General features: G+C 67.1%; 12 protein-coding genes and 1 tRNA gene. 11 read left to right on the top strand and 2 right to left on the bottom strand.

Annotated features, from left to right (window positions below; genetic code table 11):
* Positions 1-13: 13 nt before the first annotated feature.
* The 9 genes from JNO50_RS17425 (at position 14) to JNO50_RS17385 (ending at position 19,326) form a co-directional block, all read left to right on the top strand.
* Entirely contained in the window at positions 14-1,774 is a 1,761-nt protein-coding gene (locus JNO50_RS17425) for an ABC transporter ATP-binding protein (RefSeq protein ID WP_189534314.1), read from the top strand.
* A complete protein-coding gene (locus tag JNO50_RS17420; protein ID WP_189534316.1) occupies positions 1,771-3,486 on the top strand; it encodes an ABC transporter ATP-binding protein in 1,716 nt (571 codons plus the stop codon). The genes JNO50_RS17425 and JNO50_RS17420 overlap by 4 nt, the downstream gene beginning before the upstream one ends.
* 14 nt (positions 3,487-3,500) lie before the next feature.
* Entirely contained in the window at positions 3,501-4,868 is a 1,368-nt protein-coding gene (locus tag JNO50_RS17415) for an MATE family efflux transporter (RefSeq protein ID WP_189534318.1), read from the top strand.
* A gap of 69 nt (positions 4,869-4,937) precedes the next feature.
* Positions 4,938-6,962: an AMP-binding protein gene (locus tag JNO50_RS17410; RefSeq protein ID WP_189534320.1), complete on the top strand. Its 2,025-nt coding sequence runs from the start codon at positions 4,938-4,940 to the stop codon at positions 6,960-6,962.
* A gap of 20 nt (positions 6,963-6,982) precedes the next feature.
* Positions 6,983-9,931, top strand: coding sequence for a type I polyketide synthase (locus JNO50_RS17405; RefSeq protein WP_189534321.1), 2,949 nt, complete (start codon positions 6,983-6,985; stop codon positions 9,929-9,931).
* On the top strand, positions 9,928-16,377 hold the full coding sequence (locus JNO50_RS17400) for a non-ribosomal peptide synthetase (protein WP_189534323.1): 6,450 nt from the start codon (positions 9,928-9,930) through the stop codon (positions 16,375-16,377). Before JNO50_RS17405 ends, JNO50_RS17400 begins: the two co-directional genes overlap by 4 nt.
* Positions 16,374-17,912: a pyridoxal-dependent decarboxylase gene (locus tag JNO50_RS17395; protein WP_215796414.1), complete on the top strand. Its 1,539-nt coding sequence runs from the start codon at positions 16,374-16,376 to the stop codon at positions 17,910-17,912. Before JNO50_RS17400 ends, JNO50_RS17395 begins: the two co-directional genes overlap by 4 nt.
* A complete protein-coding gene (locus tag JNO50_RS17390; RefSeq protein WP_189534325.1) occupies positions 17,905-18,672 on the top strand; it encodes a thioesterase II family protein in 768 nt (255 codons plus the stop codon). The genes JNO50_RS17395 and JNO50_RS17390 overlap by 8 nt, the downstream gene beginning before the upstream one ends.
* Positions 18,673-18,783: 111 nt before the next feature.
* Positions 18,784-19,326: an aspartate 1-decarboxylase gene (locus JNO50_RS17385; RefSeq protein ID WP_189534328.1), complete on the top strand. Its 543-nt coding sequence runs from the start codon at positions 18,784-18,786 to the stop codon at positions 19,324-19,326.
* Positions 19,327-19,502: 176 nt separating this feature from the next.
* Here the strand turns inward: JNO50_RS17385 and JNO50_RS17380 are convergent.
* Positions 19,503-19,579 (bottom strand) — tRNA-Met (locus JNO50_RS17380).
* A gap of 95 nt (positions 19,580-19,674) precedes the next feature.
* Positions 19,675-20,826: a class I SAM-dependent methyltransferase gene (locus JNO50_RS17375; RefSeq protein ID WP_189534330.1), complete on the bottom strand. Its 1,152-nt coding sequence runs from the start codon at positions 20,824-20,826 to the stop codon at positions 19,675-19,677.
* A gap of 61 nt (positions 20,827-20,887) precedes the next feature.
* Here JNO50_RS17375 and JNO50_RS17370 point away from each other — a divergent pair, with 61 nt between their 5' ends.
* Positions 20,888-21,448 (top strand): hypothetical protein, encoded by a 561-nt coding sequence (locus JNO50_RS17370; protein WP_189534332.1) that lies wholly within the window; start codon positions 20,888-20,890, stop codon positions 21,446-21,448.
* On the top strand, positions 21,445-22,206 hold the full coding sequence (locus JNO50_RS17365) for a pteridine reductase (RefSeq protein WP_189534334.1): 762 nt from the start codon (positions 21,445-21,447) through the stop codon (positions 22,204-22,206). The genes JNO50_RS17370 and JNO50_RS17365 overlap by 4 nt, the downstream gene beginning before the upstream one ends.
* Positions 22,207-22,227 lie beyond the last annotated feature (21 nt).

Raw genomic sequence — 22,227 nt, 5'->3', positions numbered from 1 at the left:
GGAAAGGACGGTCATGACCGATTTCGCCGCTTTGCCGCGCCAGGGGGGATTCGCCGCTAGCTTCGCGCTGGTGAGGCACCGCCCGCTGGCGGTGGGCGCGGCCTGCGCCGGCGCCGCCGCTTCGGGATTGTTGGGGCTGTTGCCTTATCTGGCGGCCTGGGCGCTGGCCGACCGGTGGCTGGGCGGTTCGGCGTTCGCGCTGGATGGCGCCGGTTTCGCGGCGGCTCTGGCCGGAGGGCTGGTGCTCAGGCATGCGCTGGCGTTCGCCTCGCGTGTGCTGGCGCACCGGCTGGCCTTTGACGCCATCATCGGACTCAAGCGCTGGTTGCTGGACAAGCTCGATCGTGTGCCGCTGAGCTACTTCGACCAACAGCCGGCCCTGGTCACGGCCCAGTTGATCGGCCGTCAGACCGACGAACTGGAAGACGCCATCGCGCATCTGTTGCCGGAGATGACGTCCGCGATTCTGGTGCCACTGGTCCTGTCCGTCTTGCTGTTGTGGGCGGACTGGCGGCTCGGGCTGGCGTGCCTCGCGCCCTACGCGCTGGCGATTTTTTTCAGTGTCCGCTCCATGGCGGTCGGCAAGGAGGCCGGGCAGGCGATGATGCGGGCCTGGGGACAACTGATGCGGACGCTGGGGGGGCTTGTCGGCGGCCAGTTGCTGCTGCGTATTCACGATCAGGACGGGGCGGCGTTGCGGCGCGTCGATGCCTCCCTGACCGAATTCGGCCTGCGATCCGAACAGGCGGTGCGGCAACCGCTGGGGCATTCCGTGCTGTTCATGGTCCTCGGTACTTGCGCGTTGTCCGTGGTGCTGCTGGCCGGCGGCGCCTTGTGGTATGCCGGGGATCTGAGCCTGAGCACGCTGGTGTTTTTTCTGGTGGTGTCCATCGGTCTTGGCAGTCTTTACAGCGATGTTTTCGGGTTTTTCCTGCGCCTTGGCAAACTGAACGCCATCTGGAAGCAGCTTTTCGCGCTGATGGATGCCCCCGAGCAGGCGTGGGGCGCGTCCGGCATCCGCCCCGCGGATCATGGTTTCGAGGTACGGCAACTGACGTACCTGCAAGGCGGACGGACTATTCTGGACACCATCGATCTGACCATTCCGTCCGGTTCCTCGCTGGCGCTGGTCGGTCCGAGCGGATCGGGTAAAACCACGCTCGCCCGGCTCTTCATGCGCTACGACGATCCGTCCGAGGGCGACATTCTGTTCGGCGGCCGGCCGCTCGCCGACTATGACCGCGATACCCTGTGGGGGCGGATGGCGTTCGTCAGCCAGCACACCGAACTGTTCGCGCTGAGCGTGCTGGACAACATCCGTCTCGGGCGGCCGGACGCCGGCGAGGACGAGGTCGTCGCGGCGTCGCGCGCGACGCTGTGCCACGACTTCATCATGGCCTTGCCCGACGGTTACCGGACGGTGCTGGAAGAGGGCGGACGCAATCTCTCGGGCGGACAACGGCAACGTCTTGCCCTGGCCCGCGCGCTGCTGCTCGATGCGCCGGTGCTGATCCTCGATGAAGCGCTGGCGTTCAGCGATATCGAAAACGAAGTCCTGATCCAGCGCGCGCTGAGCCGTCTTGCCAAAGGCCGCACGCTGGTGGTGATCGCGCACCGGCTGCCTTCCGTCCGCGCGCTGGACGCCATCGTCGTGCTGGACGGCGGACGCATCGCCGAACGGGGCCGGCACGATCAACTCGTGGCGGCGAATGGACGTTATGCCGCGCTGTGGCGCCGCATGATCGGACAGCCCGAACAGGAGGCGACAGTATGATGACCTGGTTTCACGCCTTGTTGCGCGACAGCGGCGCGCTCGCCGGCTTCCGCCGTTACCTTTGGCTGACTTGGCTCGATATCGCGCTGATGGCCGTGCCCCCCCTGGCCGCCGCCGAGTTTCTCCGTTATGCCATCGCCGGACACCCATTGCCCGAGGCCGCCTGGTGGTGCCTGGGCGCGGCCCTGCTGGCGCCGGTGTCGCGTCTGGCGGTGCAGTGGCGGGCGCGCATGCTGGGAGCGCAGACGGTGTTTCGCGCATTCGGCCTGTACCGCCAACAATTGGCCGCCACCTTGCTCGCCTCGCCGTTATGGAAAACCCGCGCCTGGGCGGACAGCGCCCTGATCGAACGCTTGGGCACGGATGTCCGCCTGGTGCAGGAAGGCGTGTTCATCGTGCTGGTGCGCCTGCAGGTCTCGGTCCTGCTATCGCTCGCGCTGCTGCTCTATCTGGCCTGGCGCAGTCCGCTCTTCGCCGCGGCGTTCGTCGCGGGTTTGCTGGTCTGTGCGTTGTGCGCCCGTTTCGGCATCGCCGCCCTGGACAACCGCGCCTCGGGCCTGAGCCGCGCGGCGGACGAGGTGCAGCGGGCCTTGAGCGCCACGCTGGACGGGATTCGCACCTTGCGTCTGTTCCGGGCGCTGCCGCATCGGGGATTGGGCCTCGACGCGGCATTGGATGCCCAGCATCGCGCCGTGGCCGGCTGCGTGCCGCGTTTCGCCTTGCGCGACCAGTGCGCGTCGGCGCTGCTCGATGCCGCCCTTGCCGGCGTGCTGATCCTGGCGTGGACACGGCGTCCGGACGCAGCGTTGCTGCCGGCGCTGTTGCTCGCGCCGCTGGTGTATCACCACCTGTTCTGCGCCTGGCAGGAATGGAGCCTGCTGCGCTGGAGCCGGCAGGCGCTGGAGCGGGTCGAGCCGGTGAGCCGCCTTCCTGCGCAATGCGGGGGCGGAGAGTTCGACATGCCGGGGGAGCGGACCGATCTGGTGCTCGAGGATGTCGGCTTCGGCTATGGCGGCGCGACGGTGCTGGACGGCATCCGGGCGCGGTTCGCGCCGGGCAGCCACACTGTGATCGTCGGACGCAACGGCGCAGGGAAATCCACGCTGCTTGCCCTGATCGCGCGCCTCTCGGACCCGGATCGGGGGCGGGTCCGCCTGGGAGACATCGACAGTCGGCAGATCGCGCTTGGCGCCTGGCGCGCCCGTGTGAGTGTGATATTGCAGGATATGCCGCTGTTGCCGGGCACGCTGCGCGACAACCTGTTGCTGGGAAAACCCGACGCCGGGGAGGCGGCGCTGCACGAAGCCTTGCTGGCCGCGCGTTGCGATTTTGTCGCTGACTGGCCTCAGGGGCTCGACACGCTGCTGGGCGAGGGCGGTGTCATGCTCTCCGGCGGCGAACGTCAGCGTGTGGCGATTGCCCGGGCGCTGCTCAAGGACAGCGAGATCGTGCTGCTGGACGAGATTACCTCGGGGCTGGACAGCCTCAATGCGGCGCTGGTGCAGCAGGCGATTGCCGCCTTGTCCGGTTCGCGCACGGTGATCCAGATCACTCATGCCTTGCAGCAGGCGGTGAGCGCCGACCAGGTGCTGGTCCTGGACGGCGGGCGGCTGGTCGAATCGGGGAAGCATGCCTCGCTCCTGGCGGCCGCGGGCGTTTACGCGCGACTGTGGGCGAATCATGAACACAGTCTCCGCTGGCAAGTCGTTTGACAGGAGGAACGACGATGCATGACACGGACTTGAGCCGGGGTGAGGTCGGCGCGCAGTTGCTCGGCCAGGTGGCGCCGCTGAGCCTGGGCCTCGGGCTGATGCTGCTGTTCGGGCTCGCCGACTCGTGGTTCGCCGGACGCATGGGCGAGGCGCAGCTGGCGGCTCTGGCGCTGGGCAGTACTGTGCTGTACGTGATGAGCGCGTTCAGCCACGGAATCGGCCAGGCGACCGCGGTGCTGGCCGGTCATGCCTATGCCGGCAAGGACACCGAGCGGCTGCGCCGCGTCGTCGGCCAGGCGCTTGCGCTCGGCGTGCTCTTTGCGGCAGGGCTCGCGCTGTTGACCTGGGTGGCCGCCCCCGCGCTGCTCGGGTTGCTCGGCGGACGCGACGCGGCGCTCGCCGAAGCGTCGCGCTACCTGTGGGCGGCGCTGCCCGGACTGCCGCTGTTTTACCTGTTGATGACACTTTACGGCACGCTCAACGGATTGGGGCAGTCGCGGGTGTTCGGCCGCGCGCTGCTCGCCGGATTCGCCGCCAGTCTGTGCCTGAACGGTCTGGCCAGCCTGGGAATCGGTCCGCTGGCGCCGCTTGGCGTGACAGGCCTTGCCGTGACCGGATGTCTTGTGCAGGGCGCGCTGGCGTGCTGGTTGCTGCGCGCTGCGCTGCGGCTGCCGGCCTTGCGCGGTTGGCGCGGGTCAGACCTGCGGCCGACCCTGGCCGGTTGCGCGGAGCTCGCGCGCCTGGCCCTCCCCGCAGGGTCGACCTATCTGTTCGTTGCCGCCGGCGGTTACATCCTGTTCGCGTTTGTCGGCCGTTTCGGCGACACGGCCATGGCCGGTGCGCTCCTCGGATTCCGCATCGAGCAAGTGTTCCTGGTGCCGCTGATCGCGCTGGGGTATGCCGTGCTGGGGCTGGTCGCGCAAAGCCACGGTGCCGGCCGGCGGGCGCGCGTGGCCGAAGCCTTGCGTGTGGCCACGCGGCTCGGACTGTGGCTGGCGCTGGCGCTGTCGGCGCTGCTGTACCTGTCGGCCCCCTGGCTTGCCGGCGGTTTCTCGCGCGACGCGGGACCGGCCGCCGTGGCCACGGATTATCTGCGTATCGTGTGCCTGGGCTCGTTCGGCTACGCCCTGATGATCACCGCGGGCCAGGCGCTGCAGGGCACTCAGCGTCCGGCCGCGAATTTTCTCGGGGGGGCGGGGCGCCACCTCGTCCTGCAGCCCCTGTTGCTATCAGGCGCCGTCAGCGGTGCGGGCGCGGTGCTGGACGATGTCTGGTGGAGTGTGGCGCTCGGATGCCTGATTACCGGCGCCGTTATGACGTGGAGCGCGCATCGCCGGTTGCGGCCGGTAGCGGGCCTGCCGGTCACCGATCCACGCGGATAAGGAGGCCGGCCGGTGGCCGGGCGTGTCGCGATATTTTTTTAACCTGTTGGTGATAATGAGAATCAATACATGAAAACGCTGTTGGACATGATGCGTTACCGTGCCGAAGAAAACGGCGACCTGGTGGCGTACCGCGAACTGGACAGCCGCGGACAGGAAGTCGGGCAGATCAGCTTCGCGCAATTGTGGCGGAGGGCGGGCGCCGTGGCACGAGGCTTGCTCGCCGCGCCGGAAACGGGGAATGCCATCCTGCTGCTGTTTCCTCCCGGCATCGATTTCATGGTGGCGTTCACCGGGGTCGTTCTGGCCGGCAAGATCGCGGTGCCCAGCGCACGGCCGGGCGCCGTCGGACTCAAGCGCGCTGTGCCAAGACTGGCACGGATTTGCGCCAATTGCGCGGCCGGGGCGATTCTGGCCGACGACGCCTTTCTTGCCGAGGCGCGCGATCAGGAAAACTGGTTCGGGCGCGATGACTATCACTGGCTGACCTTGTCCGGCCTCGAAAAGACGGGGTGCGCGAGCGGGGCGCCGCTGCCCGCGGCGGATCTGGACCGGCTGGCCTACCTGCAATACAGCTCGGGTTCCACGGGCGAGCCCAAGGGCGTGATGATCACTCACCGCAACATCGCCGCCAACGTCGGTGTGATGGAAGCCCAGATGGGCTATCCGGGGCGCATCGTATCGGTCGAATGGATGCCGCATTTTCACGACTACTCACTGGTCAAGGGGCTGTTGATGGCGCTCTACACCGGCGGCGAGCACGTGATCCTGCCACCGATGACCATTCTCCGGGCGCCGCATGTCTGGCTCAGGGCGGTATCGGATTACCGCGCCTGGCGCAGCGGCGGTCCCAATTTCGCCTATCAGCAGTGCCTGGACGCGGTGGAGGAGGCCGACATCGCTGGCCTTGATCTGTCTAACTGGCATTGGGCGCATTGCGGCGCGGAGCCGATCAAGTCCTCCACGGTCGCCGGATTCATGCGGCGGTTCGCCCCGGCCGGTCTGAATCCCTCGGCGTTCCGCGCCGCGTACGGGATGGCCGAGGCCACGCTTTTTCTGACCAGCAGCCGGCTTGGCGAACCGTGGAAGCCCATGCCTGTCAGGCCTGGCGACAGCGACGCGCTGACGGTGGCGTGCGGTGTGGCGGGCGCCGGTATCGGTCTGCGCATCGTGGATCCGGAGTGCCGCCACCCGCTGCCGGATGGCCAGGTCGGCGAGATCTGGGTGGCCGATGAGAGCGGCAGCGTGTCATCCGGCTACTGGAACGAACCGCAGTTGAGCCGCGAGGTGTTCCAGGCCACGCTGGCGGATGGCTCCGGGCGTTTCCTGCGCACCGGCGATCTGGGCTACCTGAACAAGGGGGAGCTGGTGATCAGCGGCCGCCTCAAGGATTTGATCATCTATCAGGGGCGCAATATCGTGCCCACGGATATCGAATGGCTCGCCCAATCCGGCCGCCCGGATCTGCGCGTGGATGCCGGTGCCGCGTTCGCCGACGGCGACGCACTGTCCCCGCGTCTCGTGCTGGTTCAGGAGGCCGACAAGCCCTGCCCGGCGGAGCGTTTGCCACAATACGCGGAGCAGATCCAGGCCTCCGTTGCCGCCTCGCTGGGGCTGGCGCTGGACGAGATCGTCTTCATCCGGGCGGGCAGTCTGCCGAAAACCTCCAGCGGCAAGATTCAGCGAAGCCTGTGCCGCACCTTGCTGCGCGAAGGCCGTTTGCCGGTATTGCTGCATCACCGGTCCGCGCCCGGCGGCGATGCCAGGCCGGGGCGGCAAACGGCCGCCGTTCTTGAAGCGCATCTTGCCGGATTGCTGGCCGATCACCTGGGCGTCGGCAGGGCCGGCGTGCAAACGGAACGCAGTCTGTTCGAACAGGGCCTCGACTCGAATGCCCTGACGGGGTTTTACGAATTGCTGCATCGCCGTCATCCGGAGTGGAAGCTGGATCTGACCGATCTTTTCCAGTATCCGTCGCTGGCCTTGCTGGCCGGCCGCATTGCCGGAGCCGGGCAGAGCGGGGCTGAGCGGGTCGATGCCGACCGCGCCCGCTCCACGCAGCAGCGCAATCGTCAGCGCATGGCCGGACTGTGACGTCCGGAACGGGAGCCTACATGGATACTTCAAAACAACTGTTAGAGCAGTACCCGGATGCGATTGCCATCGTCGGCATGGCTGGGCGTTTCTCGGGAGCGGCCGATATCGCCGCGTTCTGGGATCTGTTGCGCACGGGAAGCGAAGCCCGGCGCGAATACCGCCGCGACGAGCTCATCGCCAATGGCGCCGACCCCGCGGTCGTGGACGACCCGGCCTATGTGCGCGCGGGCATGCCGCTGGACGGCCCGGAGTGCTTCGATGCCGGTTTTTTCGGGGTCAGCGACAAGCAGGCGCACTGGATGGATCCCCAGATACGGGTGTTTCTGGAAGTCTGCTGGCATGCCATGGAAGATGCCGGCTACGACGTCTCGCGTCTGGGTACGCGCAGGGTCGGCGTGTTCGCCGGCTCCAATCCCGGCGCCTATCTGTGGCGCCACCTGATCGACAGGATGCAGGGCCACAATCTGGCGCAATGGCTGGAAATCCTTACCTACAACGACAAGGATTACCTGACCACCTGGGTTTCGTACAAGCTGGGGCTGCGAGGCCCCAGCATGAATATCCAGACCGCCTGCTCGACGTCGCTGGTGGCCGTGGCCACCGCCTGCCAGAACCTGCTCGGTTACCAGTGCGACATGGCGCTGGCCGGTGCGGCGGCGCTGTCCTTGCCTGACGGGCAAGGCTATCTGCACCAGCCGGACACCATTCTGTCGCCGGATGGCCATTGCCGGCCGTTCGATGCCGACGGGGCCGGCACGATCATGGGCAATGGCGTGGCGGCGGTGGTGCTCAAGCGGCTGGAGGACGCCATCGCCGACAACGATCGCATCGACGCGCTGATTCTTGGCGCCGCGGTGAACAACGACGCGCAGCGCAAGATGGATTTCATGGCGCCGGGTGTGGAGGGTCAGGTCGAAGTCATCCGTCTTGCGCACCGCCTGGCCGATGTTACGCCGGACAGCATCGATTACGTGGAAACCCACGGCACCGGCACACGTCTTGGCGATCCGATCGAATGGCGCGCCTTGCGGCTCGCGTTCGGCGAAGGCCGCGAGCGCGAACGGCGCTGCGCGGTCGGCGCCGTGAAAAGCAATCTTGGGCATCTGAACACCGCGGCCGGCGTGGCCGGACTGATCAAGACCGTGCTCGCGCTGCGCCACGAAATGCTGCCGGCGACGCTGCACTACCGGCGCCCCAACCCGCAACTCGAACTGGAAAACAGTCCGTTCTTCGTCAACGATGTCCTGCGCCCATGGCCGCGCGGCCCGCGCGTGCGCCGCGCCGGCGTCAGCGCCTTCGGTTTTGGCGGCACCAATGCCCACCTGGTGATTCAGGAAGGACCGGATCCGGGGCCGCAAACGGCGCCCGCGGGCGGGGCCGGGCTGTTCGTGTTGAGCGCGCGCGACGCCGCGGGACTCGAACGCTACCGCGCGGCGGTCGGCGACTGGCTAGGCAAAGCAGGACGTTCGGCGCAGCTCGCCGATCTGTGCTTCACCGCGGCCAGAGGACGAAAAGTGTTTTCCCACCGCCTTGCCGTGGTGGCCCGAAATGTGGAGGAACTGGCGGCCGGCCTGTCCGGCGCGTCAGGCGGCCGCGCCACGGTGGAGGGGGGCAAGACGGCGTGGATTTTCTCGGGGCAGGGCGGCCAGTACGACGGTATGGCGCGAACCTTGTACCTGCACGAATCCGCGTTCCGTGAGGCGTTCGACGCTTGCGTCGCCGCGCTGCCGGCGGGAGCCGAGCTGCCGCTGGCCGAATGGCTGTCCGGGCGGTTGCCGATGGGCGGCGCGCTGCAGTCGGCCGCCACCCTGCAACCCTTGCTGTTCGCGGTCCAGTACGGCCTTGCCGCGTCTTGGCGGCGTGCGGGCAGCCGACCCGATGTGCTGCTGGGCCACAGTCTTGGCGAATACGTGGCGGCCTGCCTGGCTGGAGTGATGACCCTGCCGGTCGCGATGGCCATGGTGTGCGCGCGCGGCCGCTTGCTCGACAGTCTGCCCGCCGGCGGCGGCATGCTGGCGGCCAGGCTGTCGCGCGAGGCGGCGCAAGCCTGGCTTGATCGGGGATTCGGGCTGGATATCGCCGCCGACAACGGTCCGGAACAGGTGGTGCTGTCCGGCGGGCTCTCCGAAATCGCTCGCCTCGCGGACGCGCTGACGGCGGCGGGCGTCCAGTCGGTGCGTCTGCCTGTCACGCACGCGTTTCATTCCGCGCTGCTCGATCCCGTTCTCGACCGTTTTGAAGCCGAACTGTCGGGATTCGCGTTCCGGGCGCCGACGCTGCCGCTGCTCAGTAATCTTGACGGCACGGTCATGCGCGAGGCGCCGGATGCCCGTTACTGGCGCGAGCACCTGCGCCGCTGCGTGGCGTTCCGCGCCATGACCGGCCGCCTGGCGGAGATGGGCGTCACGCGCGCGCTGGAAATCGGGCCGCGCCCCCTGCTTTCCGGGTTGGTGGGACCCGTGCTGCCGCAAGGTTGCCTTGCGGCCCTGACGGAAGGGCCGGATGCCCATGTGGCCTGGCTCGGCCAGGTCGGCCTGGCCTTCACCGAAGGGTATCTGGCCGATGTCTGCGGTGTTTGCGACACCGGGCGGCGGACGGGATTTCCCGGGTACCCGTTCGCCCGAACGCGCTTCGGGCTGACCATGGCCGTGGCGGCCGGGCAAGGAGGGACGCCTCCCGCGGAGGATGTGGCGGACTCTCCGCAGGACAGCGGCGATCCGTTGTTCGATCTGGTGGCCGGCTACTGGCGGGATGCGCTGGGCCAGGCGCGCTTGTCGCGGAGCAGCGACTTTTTCATGCTGGGGGGGAATTCCCTGGCGGCGATTCAGATCCGCGCGGCGATCCTGCGCGATCTGGATATCGATCTGCCGATGGCCGACATGATGAAAATGCGCACGCTGGGCGATGTCATCGATGCCATCGCCGCCGTACTGGAAGCCGAATCGGAGAGCGAGGTGACGTCATGACCTCCCCGTTGTCCGAAAAGGCCGGCCGATTGCTTGGCCGGCGTCTGGCGCAGCGTCGCGGCGCCGGAGAGGATCCGGTCCGGGCGGTATTGAAGGCGGATCCGGAGGCCCGGTTCGAGCCATTTCCGCTCAACGACATGCAACAGGCCTACTGGATCGGCCGCCGGGGCGACAACCAGACCGGCATGCATTATTACGTCGAACGCCATACCCGCGGTCTGGTGTTTTCCCGTCTGCGCGAGGCGTGGCAGCGTCTGCTCGAGCGGCATGACATGCTGCGCGTGGTGGTGACGGAAAACGGCGAGCAACGGATTCTGCCGTTCCTGGCGGGCGAAGGCTTGCCCGAAGCGCTTGATCTGAGCTCCCTTGACCCGGGAGCCTCCGACGACGAGCTGGCCCGTCTGCGCGAGGCGCTGATGCATCGCAAGGCGGATCTTGCCGTGTGGCCGCAGCACCGCGTGCTCTGGTGCGATCTGGGCGGCGGCGAAGGCCGCCTGCTGATGAGTCTCGACATCTGGTGCATCGACGGGCACAGCGTGCAAACCCTGATCAATGAGCTGGCCGCCTGCTACCGCGACCCGTCTTGCGCGCTGCCCGCCATCGGGCTGTCCTTCAGGGATTATGTGCTGGCGTGCCGCGAGGCGGAGCACGGGGCGGATTATGCGCGGGCGCTAGCCTACTGGCGTGCCCGCCTGCCTGACTTGCCCGCCGCTCCGGCCCTGCCCCTGGCCGCGGACTTCCGGGATTCCGATTCTCCGCGCTTTGCCCGCTACGCCATGGCGCTGCCGGTATCGCGTACCCAGGCGCTGCGCGCGCTGGTCGCGAATCAGGGCTTGACGCTGGCCACGCTGCTTGCCGCTTGCTATGCCGAGGTGTTGGCGCGCTGGTCGGGCAGCCGGCGGTTTCTGCTCAATATGCCGCGCTTCAACCGCAAGCCTTTGCATCCGGATGTCAATGCCGTACTGGGGGAATTCGCGACGTTCACCTTGCTGGCGGTGAACCACGAGCCGGGCAGCCGTTTTGGCGAGCGAATCGCCGCCATGCAACAGCAGCTGTGGCGCGACATGGAGCACGATGCGGTCTCCGGTGTGCGCGTATTGCGCGAACTCAACCAATTGAGCGGCGGCCGCAGCCGAGCGCCGGCGCCGGTGGTGTTCACGTCGCTGCCGGAACTGGCGGCGGGCGGAACGGACAATTTCTCGGCGGATACCGCCTTGCTGGGCGAGGTGGTCGATAGCCTGACCCAGACCCCGCAAGTCTGGCTGGACTGCCAGTATTTCCAGGAAAACGGCGGTTTGCGCATCAATTGGGACTACCTCGAGGCGCGATTCCCCGCGGGGATGGTCGGCGACATGTTCTCCGCGTTCGAGGCGCTGGTCGGGAGGCTGGCCGCCCCCGGCGGCGCGGCGGTTCTGGATGAGATCAGCGTTGTGTCGTTGCCGACCGCGCAATTGGCCCGGCGCGCGGCGGTCAATGACACAGCGCGCGACTGGCTTCCCGTGCCGCTCGCGCAGCGCTTGACCGAGGCGGCCGATCGTTGGTCCGACCGCCTGGCATTGGCTGCCGACGGCCGCACCTACCGCTATGGCGATCTGTTCGCGCGGGCCGGTGCGTTGGCCGCGCAATTGCGGGAAGGCGAGGGGCGTGTCGCCATCCGCATCGGCAAGAGCGCGGAGCAGGTGATCGCCGTGCTGGCCTGCGTGCTGGCCGGGCGGTCGTATGTCCCGCTGGATATCGAACAGCCGATCGCGCGGCAGCGCGCCATTGCCGCCCAGGCGGAGGTCGGACTGGTGCTGGGCGCCGACGCCCTGGAGGCCTGGACTGGCGAGGCGCCGGTTCTGGCGGTTTCCCGCTGGCGTACCGAACCACCGGCACGAAGCGCGGCACTCCCCGCATGGCGGGCCGATAAGGAAATCTACGTGCTGTATACCTCGGGGTCGACCGGCCGTCCCAAGGGCGTGGTGGTGCGCGAAGCCGGGCTTGCGAATCTGCTCGAACACAACGGCGAGTGGTTGCGTCTTGGCGATGGCGATCGGGTGTTCGGCATTTCCGCCCTGCATCACGACATGTCGGTCTACGATCTGTTCGGCGCGCTCAGCCGCGGCGCGGCGCTGGTGCTGCCCTGCCAGTCCGGCCGGCGGGACCCGGGCCACTGGCTGGCGCGGATGAAAGAGTTCGGTGTCACTTACTGGAATTCTGTGCCGGCCCTGATGACCATGCTGCTCGATTACGCCGCCGCCCGGGGTGAAACGCTGGACAGTCTGAGGCGGGTCACACTCGGCGGTGATTGGCTGCCGAACGACATCGGTACCCGTCTTGCGGGGTTCGCGCCCGGCGTCGAGGTTCATAGTGTCGGAGGCCCCACCGAAGTCACGGTGTGGAACATCAGTCACCGTCTGACCGCTCAGGACGCCTCGCGCGACCGCATTCCTTATGGCCGGCCGATCGCCAACAGCCGCTATTACATCGTCGACGAGTCCGGCGAGGACTGCCCGGACTGGGTGACCGGAGAAATGGTGTGCGCAGGGGCGGGCGTGAGTTCCGGGTATCTCGACCCGGCCGAGCCCGGGCAGGCATCGTTCGGCCCCCTGGCGAACCGCGAGGCGCACAGCTACCGGACCGGCGATCTGGGCCGCTATTTGCCCGGCGGCGAGATCGAATTCGTCGGCCGGCGCGACAGCCAGATCAAGTTGCACGGTTACCGCATCGAGCCTGGCGAGATCGAGGCCGTCCTGCAGCGCCATCCAAGTGTGGTTCGCGCGGTGGTGCAAAGGCGCGACGAGCCGCACCCCCAATTGCTGGCCTGGGTGGAGAGCGACGCCGATGACGAGTCCTTGCGGGCGCACGCGGCATTGTCCCTGCCGGCGGCGATGGTGCCGTCGCTCTGGCTGCGCTGCGATGAATGGCCGCTGAGCGGCAACGGCAAGATCGATCGCCAGGCCTTGGCGGCCCGGCCGCTGCAGCCGCGCAACGCGGCGGGGACGGCCATCGCTCCCCGGGGGGAGCTGGAAGTGTGGCTTGCCGAGCGTTGGTCCGAGCTGCTCGGGCAAGCGGTGACCGACCGGTGCGCCAATTTCTTCCATCTGGGGGGGGATTCCCTCCTGGCCGTGCGCCTGAGCGCGGAGATCCGCCGGCGCAGCGGCCTGGAGCAGGATGTGCCGCGGATTTTCGCGGCGCCCCGGTTCGACCAGATGGCGGAGGACCTTGCGCGGCAATGGCGCGAGCGTAGCCCGGACGGCGGAAATCTGGAAGGGGGTGGTGCGGAACCCGTCGGGTTCCCGGCGCGTCCGGCGGGCGCCGCGCCCTTGTCCTGGTCGCAACGCGGTTTGTGGTTGATCGAGCAGCGCGAGCCGGGCAACACGGCGTATGCCTTGCCGATGCTGTTGCAGTTGCGCGGCGCGCTGGATGCCGACTTGCTGGTCCGCGCCGTGGATCGGGTGCTGGCGCGTCATGAGCTGCTGCGTTGCCGCTTTGTTTACGATTCGACGGAAAGCCGGCCCTGCCTGTTGCCGGATGCGGAGCCTCCGCGCACGCGCCGCGAGGCCTTGCCGGCGCCGGGCGATCTTGATGCGTGGTTGCGCGATTTCGCCTCGGCGGGGTTCGATCTGACCTCCGGCCTCAGCGCGCGCGCCATCCTGCTGAACGTGGCGCCGGACTGGCATGTACTGGCGCTCAGTTTTCACCATATCGTGTTCGACGGCTGGTCGTTCGGTGTGCTGCTCAGGCAAGTCTCCGAAACGTATGCCGCGTTGCGGGCAGGGCGGACGCTCCCGTCAGGCGAATTCCGCTATGGCGATTACGCGTACTGGCAGCAAGCCCGGCCGGATGAGGCGGAGGCCCGCGATTTCTGGCTTGGGGAACTGGCCGGTCTGCCCGTGCTGGATCTGGTGACCGACCGTCCGCGCCCGGCCCGGATGGACTGGGCCGGCGCCAGCGTCGGGCTGGCCGTGCCGGGCGAACTGGTGGCCCGGCTCGACGCCCTGGCCGGCCAGCAGGGGGCCACCTTGTTCATGGTGCTGCTCAGCGCGTTCCAGTTGTTGCTCGGCCGTTATGCGCAGCAGGAGGAGGTGGTGGTCGGGACCTATGTTGCCGGGCGGGAGCAGGAGGCCAGCCACGACATGCTGGGCTGCTTCGTGAACAATCTGGTGATGCGCGCCCGGTGGTTTCCCGATCAGTCTTTCCTCGCGTTTCTCGCGCAAAACCGCGAGCGCATCCTGGCGGCGTTCGCTCACCAGCATTATCCGTTCGAGCGTCTGGTCGCCCTGAGCGGGCAGGAGCGCGATCCGTCCCGCCATCCGTTGTATCAGGCCGGTTTCGCCATGCAGCCGCGCGAGACCTTGCCCGAACTGGATGGCGGCGTGACGCTGCGGCGCTTGCGACCCCCGCTTCGGGCGGCCCATATGGATATGGATCTGTATGCGGTGCCGGAGGGGGACGGCTTGTGGCTGGAGCTCAATTACCTCACCGGCCTGTTCGATGGGAGCCGGATGCAGCGTCTGCTGCAGCACTATGTCACCTTGCTCGGATCGATTGTTGCGGAGCCTCACCGCCCTGTCGTGTCGTTGCGCTATTGGCCGGGACAATGGCCGGCGCCGATGCCGCGCGGGGCCGACCCGGTCATCGATTTGCCACAACGGCTTTACGACGCGCTGCGTTCGGGCGGCGAGCGGTGCGCACTGGTCGAGGACGGTGTCCAGACCCGTTATTCCGAGCTTCTGGCGCTCAGTCAGCGGCTCGCCGAAGGATTGCGCCGGGAGGGCGCCGGTCCGGGGGTGGCGGTGGGGGTGTACCTGCCGCGCTCCACAGCTCAGATCGGTGTCATGCTGGCCATTCTGTTCACCGGCGCGGTGTATGTGCCGCTGGACGCGGACTATCCGGAGGCGCGCATCGCCACCATGCTGGAACTGGCCCGGCCGGTCCTCGTGATCAGCGACGAGGCTCATCGGGACCGTCTGCCCGAACCTTTCGCCGGTCGCAGCAGGGTGTGGCGCGAGATGGCGGCTGTGCCGCCCGGCGAGGCGGTGGTGTGCCGTCCGTTGGCGCGGGATTGCCTGTACCTGCTTTTCACCTCCGGCTCGACCGGGCAGCCCAAGGGAGTGCGCGGCACCTGGCTGACGGCGCAAAGCCGCACAAACTGGCTGGCCTCGGCCTATCCCCTGCAAGACGGCGATTGCTGCGCCATCCGCACCCCGCTGAACTTCATCGATGCCTTGTGGGAGGTGCTCGATCCTTTGCTGGCCGGCTGCCGCTGCGTGATCGTGCCGGGCGGTGTCGCCGCCGACAGCAGCCGTTTGCTGCCGATGATGTGCGAGGCGGGTGTGACGCGGATGGTGATCGTGCCCGCGCTGATGCGCGCCTGGCTTCAGGTTCCGGGATGGCTTGCCCGCTGGCGCTCGCTGCGGCTGTTGCTCAGCAGCGGCGAGGCGCCGCGGGTGGAGGAACTGGATGCGCTGTACCGGATAGTGCCGGAGCTGGTGTTCGTCAATTGCTATGGCAGTTCGGAAGTGGCCGATGTCACGGCGCATGCGTGGCCGCGCGAAGGACAGGGCGACCGTAGCCAGGTGGTGCTGGGCCGGCCCTTGCCCGGTTGCCGCATCGTGTTGCGCGATCGCTGGGGGCAGGCGGTGGCGCCGGGCCTCAGCGGGCAGATTCACGTGGCGGGCGACCATGTGTTCGCCGGGTATCTGAATGGGAAGAACCGTGTAGAAGCGCTCGGGGACGGCGATCCGGAATTCCCTATGGGCGACTGGGGACGCTGGCGGGATGACGGGATGCTGATTCACGAGGGACGCCGCGACGATCTCGTGAAAATTCGCGGCAACCGGGTTGAGCTGGACGAGGTGGGCCGTCAGTTGCGCCAGCTCTCCGGCACGGAATGCCTGGTGCTGGCCGTGCCCGATCCGGCCGGTGGCCTGCAGCTGGTCGCCTGGCTGGAAGGCATGGATGGCGAGGGTGTGTCGCGGGTGCGTTCGGCGCTTTTGCTGCGATTGCCGGCCTATATGGTGCCGACCCGTTTCGAAACGCCGGTCACCCTGCCCCGATTGCCCAACGGCAAGGTCGACCGCGCACGGCTGCTGGCTTCGCTGTCCGCCCGCTCGTCGGATCCGGCGCCGGCCGCGAGCGAACGGGAGCGGCAGCTTGCCGTCCTGATCGCGCCTCTGGCCGGTTGTGATCCGGGCAGCATCGATCCGCGCCGCGGACTGTACGAGATCGGACTCAACTCGCTCTCGCTGGCCAGCGTCCATGCCGTGCTGACCCGCGCTTTCCCGTCGGCCGGCCTGGCCCTGACCGAGCTGTTCCAGTTCAGTTCGCTCAGTGAGCTCGCGCGGCGCCTGGCGGGGGACGTAACGGCGGAAGCCGGCGCGCCGTTCGAGGCGCCGGTTCCGCGAAGAGAACATCAGAGCGCGCGCAAGCAGCGTTTTGTCAGGAAGGAGGGAAGCGAATGACTGAGACAGCGGATTTCATGATGTGGGACGCGTCGAGCGAACGCGAGTGGGCATCGCGCGTCGATCAGCTGATTGCCTTGCATCGTGCCGGCCGGCCAGCGATCCCGGTGACGCGCGCGGCGCCGGTCGGCGACGTGGAGTTCCCCGATCGCCCGCTGAGCGCCGATGACTATCTGGAGGTGCTGGCGGACGAGGGGCTCGAGCACTCGGCCCGCATGCACCGGCCCGATTGCCTCGGTCACATGACCTCGCCGTTGCCGGGATTCATGCCGCAGCTGGCGCGGCTGGTGACGGCGCTCAATCAAAACATGATGAAAACCGAGTCGTCCGGAGCGCTGACGCTGCTCGAGCGGCGGGTGCTGGCGGTGTTGCACCGGATGGTCTTCAACGATAGCGACGCGGTCTACCGCGCCCTGCGCGACGATCCCGGACGCATCGCCGGCGTGATCGCCACCGGCGGCACGCTGGCCAACATCGGCGCGATGTGGTGCGCACGCAAGCGCGCGCTGCCGGGAGCCGGGGCCTGGTGGCGGCAATTGCGTGATCAGGGCTATGACGACGCGGTCATCATCGGTTCACGACTGATGCATTACTCCTTCGACAAGGCGGCGGACCTTATGGGCTTGGCCAAAGGGGCGTTGCTCAAGGTCGACGTGGATGGCGCGGGTGCGATGCGGATCGATTTGCTGGACGCGCTCTTGGCGCAATGCCGGCGTGAGCGGCGCAAGGTGCTGGCGATTGTCGGCGTGGCGGGGGGCACCGATTTTGGCAGTGTCGATCCGCTTGGCGCGCTGGCCGAGCGTGCCCGGGCCGAGGGGGCGCATTTTCATGTGGATGCCGCCTGGGGCGGCCCCTTTCTGTTGTCCGGGCGTCATGCGCCTCTGCTCGCCGGCATCGGGGAAGCGGACACGGTGACGCTGGATGCGCACAAGCAGTTGCTGACACCGCTCGGATGCGGGGTGTTGCTGTACCGGGACGGTGGAGTGTCCCGCGCGGTGATGGCCTCGGCGCCGTACGCGGTGCGGCCCGGTTCGTGGGACAGCGGGCGTTTCACGCTCGAGGGGTCCCGTCCCGCCTCGGCGCTGTACTTGCACGCGGCGATGCATCTGATCGGCCGCACCGGTTACCGGCGCTTGATCGACGCAAGTTTCGAGAGAGCGCGGTCGCTGGCCGGGCGTATCGCGGCGCGGCCCGAACTGGAGTTGCTGCTGGAGCCGGTGAGCAATCTGGTGGTGTTCCGCTATCTGGGCGCGGCATGCCGGGAAAGGGAGGCCGGCCCCGAGCGGGAAAAGGAGATCAACCGGCGCAATGTCCTGCTGCACAAGCGATTGCGCGAAGCGGAAGGCGCGTTGCTGTCGCGCACCGAGCGGGTTTTGCCGGGCGAGACCGGGCCCGCGCGCGTGATGCTGCGGGCGGTGATGTACAACCCGTTGTGCGAGGACGCCCTGCTGGACCGTTTGCTGGATGACGTGATCCGGACCGGCCGGCGTATCGATGCCGAACTGGCCGCGACGCAGGAGGTCTGCCATGTCTGACGTGTTCGCCATTCCGTCGCCCAAGCCGGCGCCGGTGCGCCTGTACTGCCTGCCATGCGCTGGCGGAAGCGCCGAAATGTATCGCGGCTGGGATGCGCTGCTGCCCGATTGGCTGGGGCTCTGGCCGCTTGAGCTGCCCGGCCGCGGCAAACGGTTCGGGGAGCCGTTGCTCAACGATGCGACGGTTCTGGCGGGGCATCTGCTGGATGAGGTGCTGAACGCCGACGACCGGCCTTTCGCGCTGTTCGGTCACAGCATGGGGGCCTTGCTGGCGTATGAGATGGCGTGCCAGATGGAAGAGCGGGGAAAACCGGAGCGCCTCGCCCTGGTGACGCTTTCCGGACGCGAGCCGCCGCATTTATCGCCGGAGGCGGGACGGCAGCGGCACGCGCTGCCGGAGGCCGCCTTTCTCGACGAGGTGCGCCGCTATGGCGGGTTGCCCGCTGAACTCGAACAGAGCCGGGAGTTGCTGCAGGTGTTCATGCCGGTGCTGCGCAATGATTTTGCATTGGTGGACGGCTATCGCTTCGGCCGGGAGGCATGTCTGGCGTCGCCGCTGTTCGTGGTCGGCGGCGACGACGAGCCGGATTTCACGCCGGACGAGCTTGAGCAATGGCAAGGGTACAGCCGTCGCTGGCAGGGGACGGCGAGTTTTCCGGGGGGGCATTTTTACTTCAACGACGGTCCGGCCCGGACCGCATTGATGTCGGCTCTGCGCCGGCAAATCGCGCATCGCTGCGAGGATTTGCTGGCATGGTGAACGAAGGACGGCGCGGCGGAGTGTTCACCGCACGGGATGATTTTCCGGTTTTCCCGGCGAGGGAAAAGAGCAACAGAACGGGAACCGGGTTTTTTATGGAAAGGATTCAGAGTGATTAAAGTTGTTCGCGCAAAACTGCATGGCATCACGATTACGGGAGCGGAGCTGGATTATCACGGCTCGATCACGCTCGACCCCGAACAATGCGAAAAGGCCGGCATTTTCCCGATGGAATTTGTCGAGATCTGGAACAAGGACAGCGGCGCCCGGATTTCCACCTATGTGATTTATGGCGAGCCCGGATCGCGCTGCTGCATCCTGAATGGCGCCGCGGCACGCACCTGCCAGAAGGGCGATCGGGTAATCATCTGCGCGTCGGATTATGTCCGTCCCGACGAGTTGTACGCTATGCAGCCCGTGGTGCTGACCTTCACCCAGGATAACCATGTTGACGAGGTGATGCATTACGAAGTGAAGGAAACGGTAAACAGGAAATACGATTTCTTCATTCGCCGGGATGAGCGGCCGTTGGGCGAAAACCGGACGTTGGGCAGCGTGAATGTCGGTGAACTGGGGGATGAACTCAAATCGCGCGGGCTGGATGACCGGGCGGTCGCCGATCTCTTGTCGAAGTACCTGAGCGATTTCGCCTGATCGAGCACCCGGCCGGGGGCGCAGGCCTCCGGCAATCCCCTCCCAACTCCATGTTTCTCCTATGACAAAGCCACTATAGTGGCACAAGTACAGAACCAAAGCGGCGAGGGGAAGGGCGGACTCCAGGAGGGCATAAAAGCAAAAGGGGCTAGCTTGCGCTAACCCCTTGAATTCCGTGGTGGCGAATCAGGGACTCGAACCCCGGACCTGCGGATTATGATTCCGTCGCTCTAACCGACTGAGCTAATTCGCCACGACTTCGTCGCGTTGCTGCGTCGAAGTGGGGCGAATATTAACGTGCTGTTTTGGAGCTGTCAACACTTCGCGGGAAGATTTTTTGCTTTTTTCTCACAGCATGTGGCAGCGGTCGCCGCTGGCGAAACCGATCCAGTCGAACCCGATCTTGCGCCCGAAACCGATCACCTTGAAAAGCTCCCCCATTTCCGCCGGCGAAACCAGCCTTTGCACCGCCACCGAGTGGGGCAGATAGCGGGCGGGGTCGTTCGGGTCGAGCGCCTGAAGCTCTTCGGTGATGCCGGCGTTCACCAGGAAGTGCGCCTGGGTGGTGTAGCCGATCAGATCGAGCCCGGCTTCGGTGCCGGCCAGCGCGATGGCGGTGAAGTCGACATGACAGGTGAGATCCATCAGGCCTGGCAGGAAGAACGGATCGTCCACGGTGTGGTGGCGATAGTGTCCGATCAGTGTGCCCATGTGGCGTTGAGGGTGGTAGTACTCGCTTTCCGGGAAACCGTAATCGACGAACAGCAGGGCGCCGCGCTCGAGACGGTCGGCCAGGGTGCGGATGAAGGCGAGGTTGGCGAGGCTGATTTCCGTGGTGTAGCCGGGCAGGGGCGGGACAAGGCGCGCGGCGCGTTCTGCAAGACCCGCGTCGTCGATCGGGCGGTCTTCGAAGGCCAGCGCGCCGTCCTTGACCGTGGCGCCGCGACGCCGCCAGGTGCCCTCGTGGCGGATGAGTTCGCAGGGCATGGCGTCGAGCACTTCGTTGCCGATCACAATGCCGTCAAGCCGGTCGGGCAACGCATCCAGCCACTGGATGCGGTCGGCCAGGTGCGGGACGCGGCGCGCGAGTGTCGCTTTCTGGCGTTCGATCAGATCCGCGGACAAATCGATGATCGCATAGCGTTCGGGCAGGCTGCCGGCCGCGTCCAGCGCTTCGAGCATGTCGGCGGCGAGAATGCCCGAACCGGCGCCGAACTCGTAGATCGTTCCCGCCGTTTCGGGCAGCAGCTGGGCGACCTGTCTGGCCAGCGTGCGGCCGAACAATGGGGTCATTTCCGGCGCGGTGGTGAAATCGCCGGCACTGCCAAGCTTGTGGCTGCCCGCGGCGTAATAACCACAACCGGGCGAATATAATGCCATTTCCATATAATGAGGAAACGGGATCCAGCCGCCGGCGTCGCCGATGGTCTGTGCTATACGGCGGCACAGCGTCCGGCTGACCGCCAGGGCCTCCACGGAAGGTTCTGGGAGATGGGACATGTCTGACATCCTGCTACAATGTGTGGCGATTGTGGTCTAAACCGACCGGAAGGAGAAGAGGGTGACGCATTTTGCGCGACTGGCCGCCATGGCCCTGATGATGTCGAGCGGCCTCTTGCGGGCGCAAGACGCGCCGGCCGGATGGATCGTGACCGAACCGGTGGCCGGCAGCCCCCTGCGCCAAGCCGCGCTGACAGGCAAGGGCAAGGCGGGAAAGGCGGAGTTCTCCGCGGTCTTGACCCTGACTTGCCGTGCCGATCAGCCGGTGATGCAACTGGCGCTCGAAGTGCCGGACGCGATTCCGGGTTGGGATGTGTCGCCCTTCGAAGGGCCGCAGGGCATCGGACAGCGGCGCAGCCTGCTGACGGTTTCCATGAAGAACAGCCGTTTCACGTCGCGGCACCGTGTCAGCGGCTGGCGCAGTGGGGAGCACGCTTTCGCTTTCGGCTGGAAGCCGGATAACGCCTTTCTCGAACGTGTGCCGGTAACCGGCACGCATCTGGTGATCAAAATCGAAGCGGCGAAACGGCGCGATCCCGTGCTGGAAGCGGAGTTCGATTTCCCCGAGGACGCCAGCGCGATGCTGGGCGCTGTTTCTGCCTGCCGGGCGGAAGCCAAATGACGGCCGGCAATCTGGCCGGTAAGGCGATTCTCGTCACCGGCGCGGCGCGAAGGGTCGGCGCGGGCATCGCGCGCGAATTGCACCGGCGCGGCGCGCTGCTGATCCTTCACTACCGGGAGTCGCGGCACGAGGCCGAATCCCTGGCCGCCGCGCTGCGCCTCGAGCGGCCCGGTTCGGTCGCGCTCGCGCAGGGCGACCTGCTGGACACCCCGGGGCTGCCCGCTCTTGTCGAGCGGGCGGCGGGGGTGTTCGGGCGGCTTGATGGTCTGGTGAACAACGCCTCGAGTTTCTTTCCGACCGGGATCGGCGCGATCGACGAGGCGGTCTGGCAGGATCTGATGGGCAGCAATCTGAAAGCGCCGTTGTGGCTAGCGCAGGCGGCCGCGCCGTTCCTGACGGAAGCCTCCGGCGCGATTGTCGGCATCGTGGATATCCACGCGGAACGGCCGATGAAATCGCACGTGGTCTACAATCTCGCCAAGGCCGGGCATGCCCAGCTGATCCGTTCGTTGGCGCTGGAGCTGGCCCCGCGCGTCAGGGTCAACGGCGTGTCGCCCGGCGCGAATATCTGGCCCGAGTCGCACGATGTGCTGTCCGCTCCGGACGCGCGCGCCGCGATCGAAGCCGGTATCCCGCTGGGCCGCATCGGCACGCCGGAGGATATCGCCCGTGCCGTGGCCTTCCTGCTGTCGGCGGAGGCCTCCTACATCACCGGACAGATCCTCGCGGTCGATGGCGGGCGCAGCATTGTTCTTTAGCAAAAAAACGCCGCAAAACTT

Source organism: Paludibacterium paludis, assembly GCF_018802605.1.
Taxonomy (GTDB): domain Bacteria; phylum Pseudomonadota; class Gammaproteobacteria; order Burkholderiales; family Chromobacteriaceae; genus Paludibacterium; species Paludibacterium paludis.
This window is presented reverse-complemented; position numbering and strand designations above follow the sequence as displayed.

What these genes read in the sequence shown, in the direction of transcription:
- JNO50_RS17420 (WP_189534316.1), top strand. Translation starts at nt 1,771, where the DNA reads ATGATGACCTGGTTTCACGCCTTGTTGCGCGACAGCGGCGCGCTCGCC.
- JNO50_RS17395 (WP_215796414.1), top strand. Translation starts at nt 16,374, where the DNA reads ATGACTGAGACAGCGGATTTCATGATGTGGGACGCGTCGAGCGAACGC.
- JNO50_RS17375 (WP_189534330.1), bottom strand. Translation starts at nt 20,826, where the DNA reads ATGTCCCATCTCCCAGAACCTTCCGTGGAGGCCCTGGCGGTCAGCCGG.
- JNO50_RS17415 (WP_189534318.1), top strand. Translation starts at nt 3,501, where the DNA reads ATGCATGACACGGACTTGAGCCGGGGTGAGGTCGGCGCGCAGTTGCTC.
- JNO50_RS17410 (WP_189534320.1), top strand. Translation starts at nt 4,938, where the DNA reads ATGAAAACGCTGTTGGACATGATGCGTTACCGTGCCGAAGAAAACGGC.
- JNO50_RS17365 (WP_189534334.1), top strand. Translation starts at nt 21,445, where the DNA reads ATGACGGCCGGCAATCTGGCCGGTAAGGCGATTCTCGTCACCGGCGCG.
- JNO50_RS17425 (WP_189534314.1), top strand. Translation starts at nt 14, where the DNA reads ATGACCGATTTCGCCGCTTTGCCGCGCCAGGGGGGATTCGCCGCTAGC.
- JNO50_RS17400 (WP_189534323.1), top strand. Translation starts at nt 9,928, where the DNA reads ATGACCTCCCCGTTGTCCGAAAAGGCCGGCCGATTGCTTGGCCGGCGT.
- JNO50_RS17405 (WP_189534321.1), top strand. Translation starts at nt 6,983, where the DNA reads ATGGATACTTCAAAACAACTGTTAGAGCAGTACCCGGATGCGATTGCC.
- JNO50_RS17390 (WP_189534325.1), top strand. Translation starts at nt 17,905, where the DNA reads ATGTCTGACGTGTTCGCCATTCCGTCGCCCAAGCCGGCGCCGGTGCGC.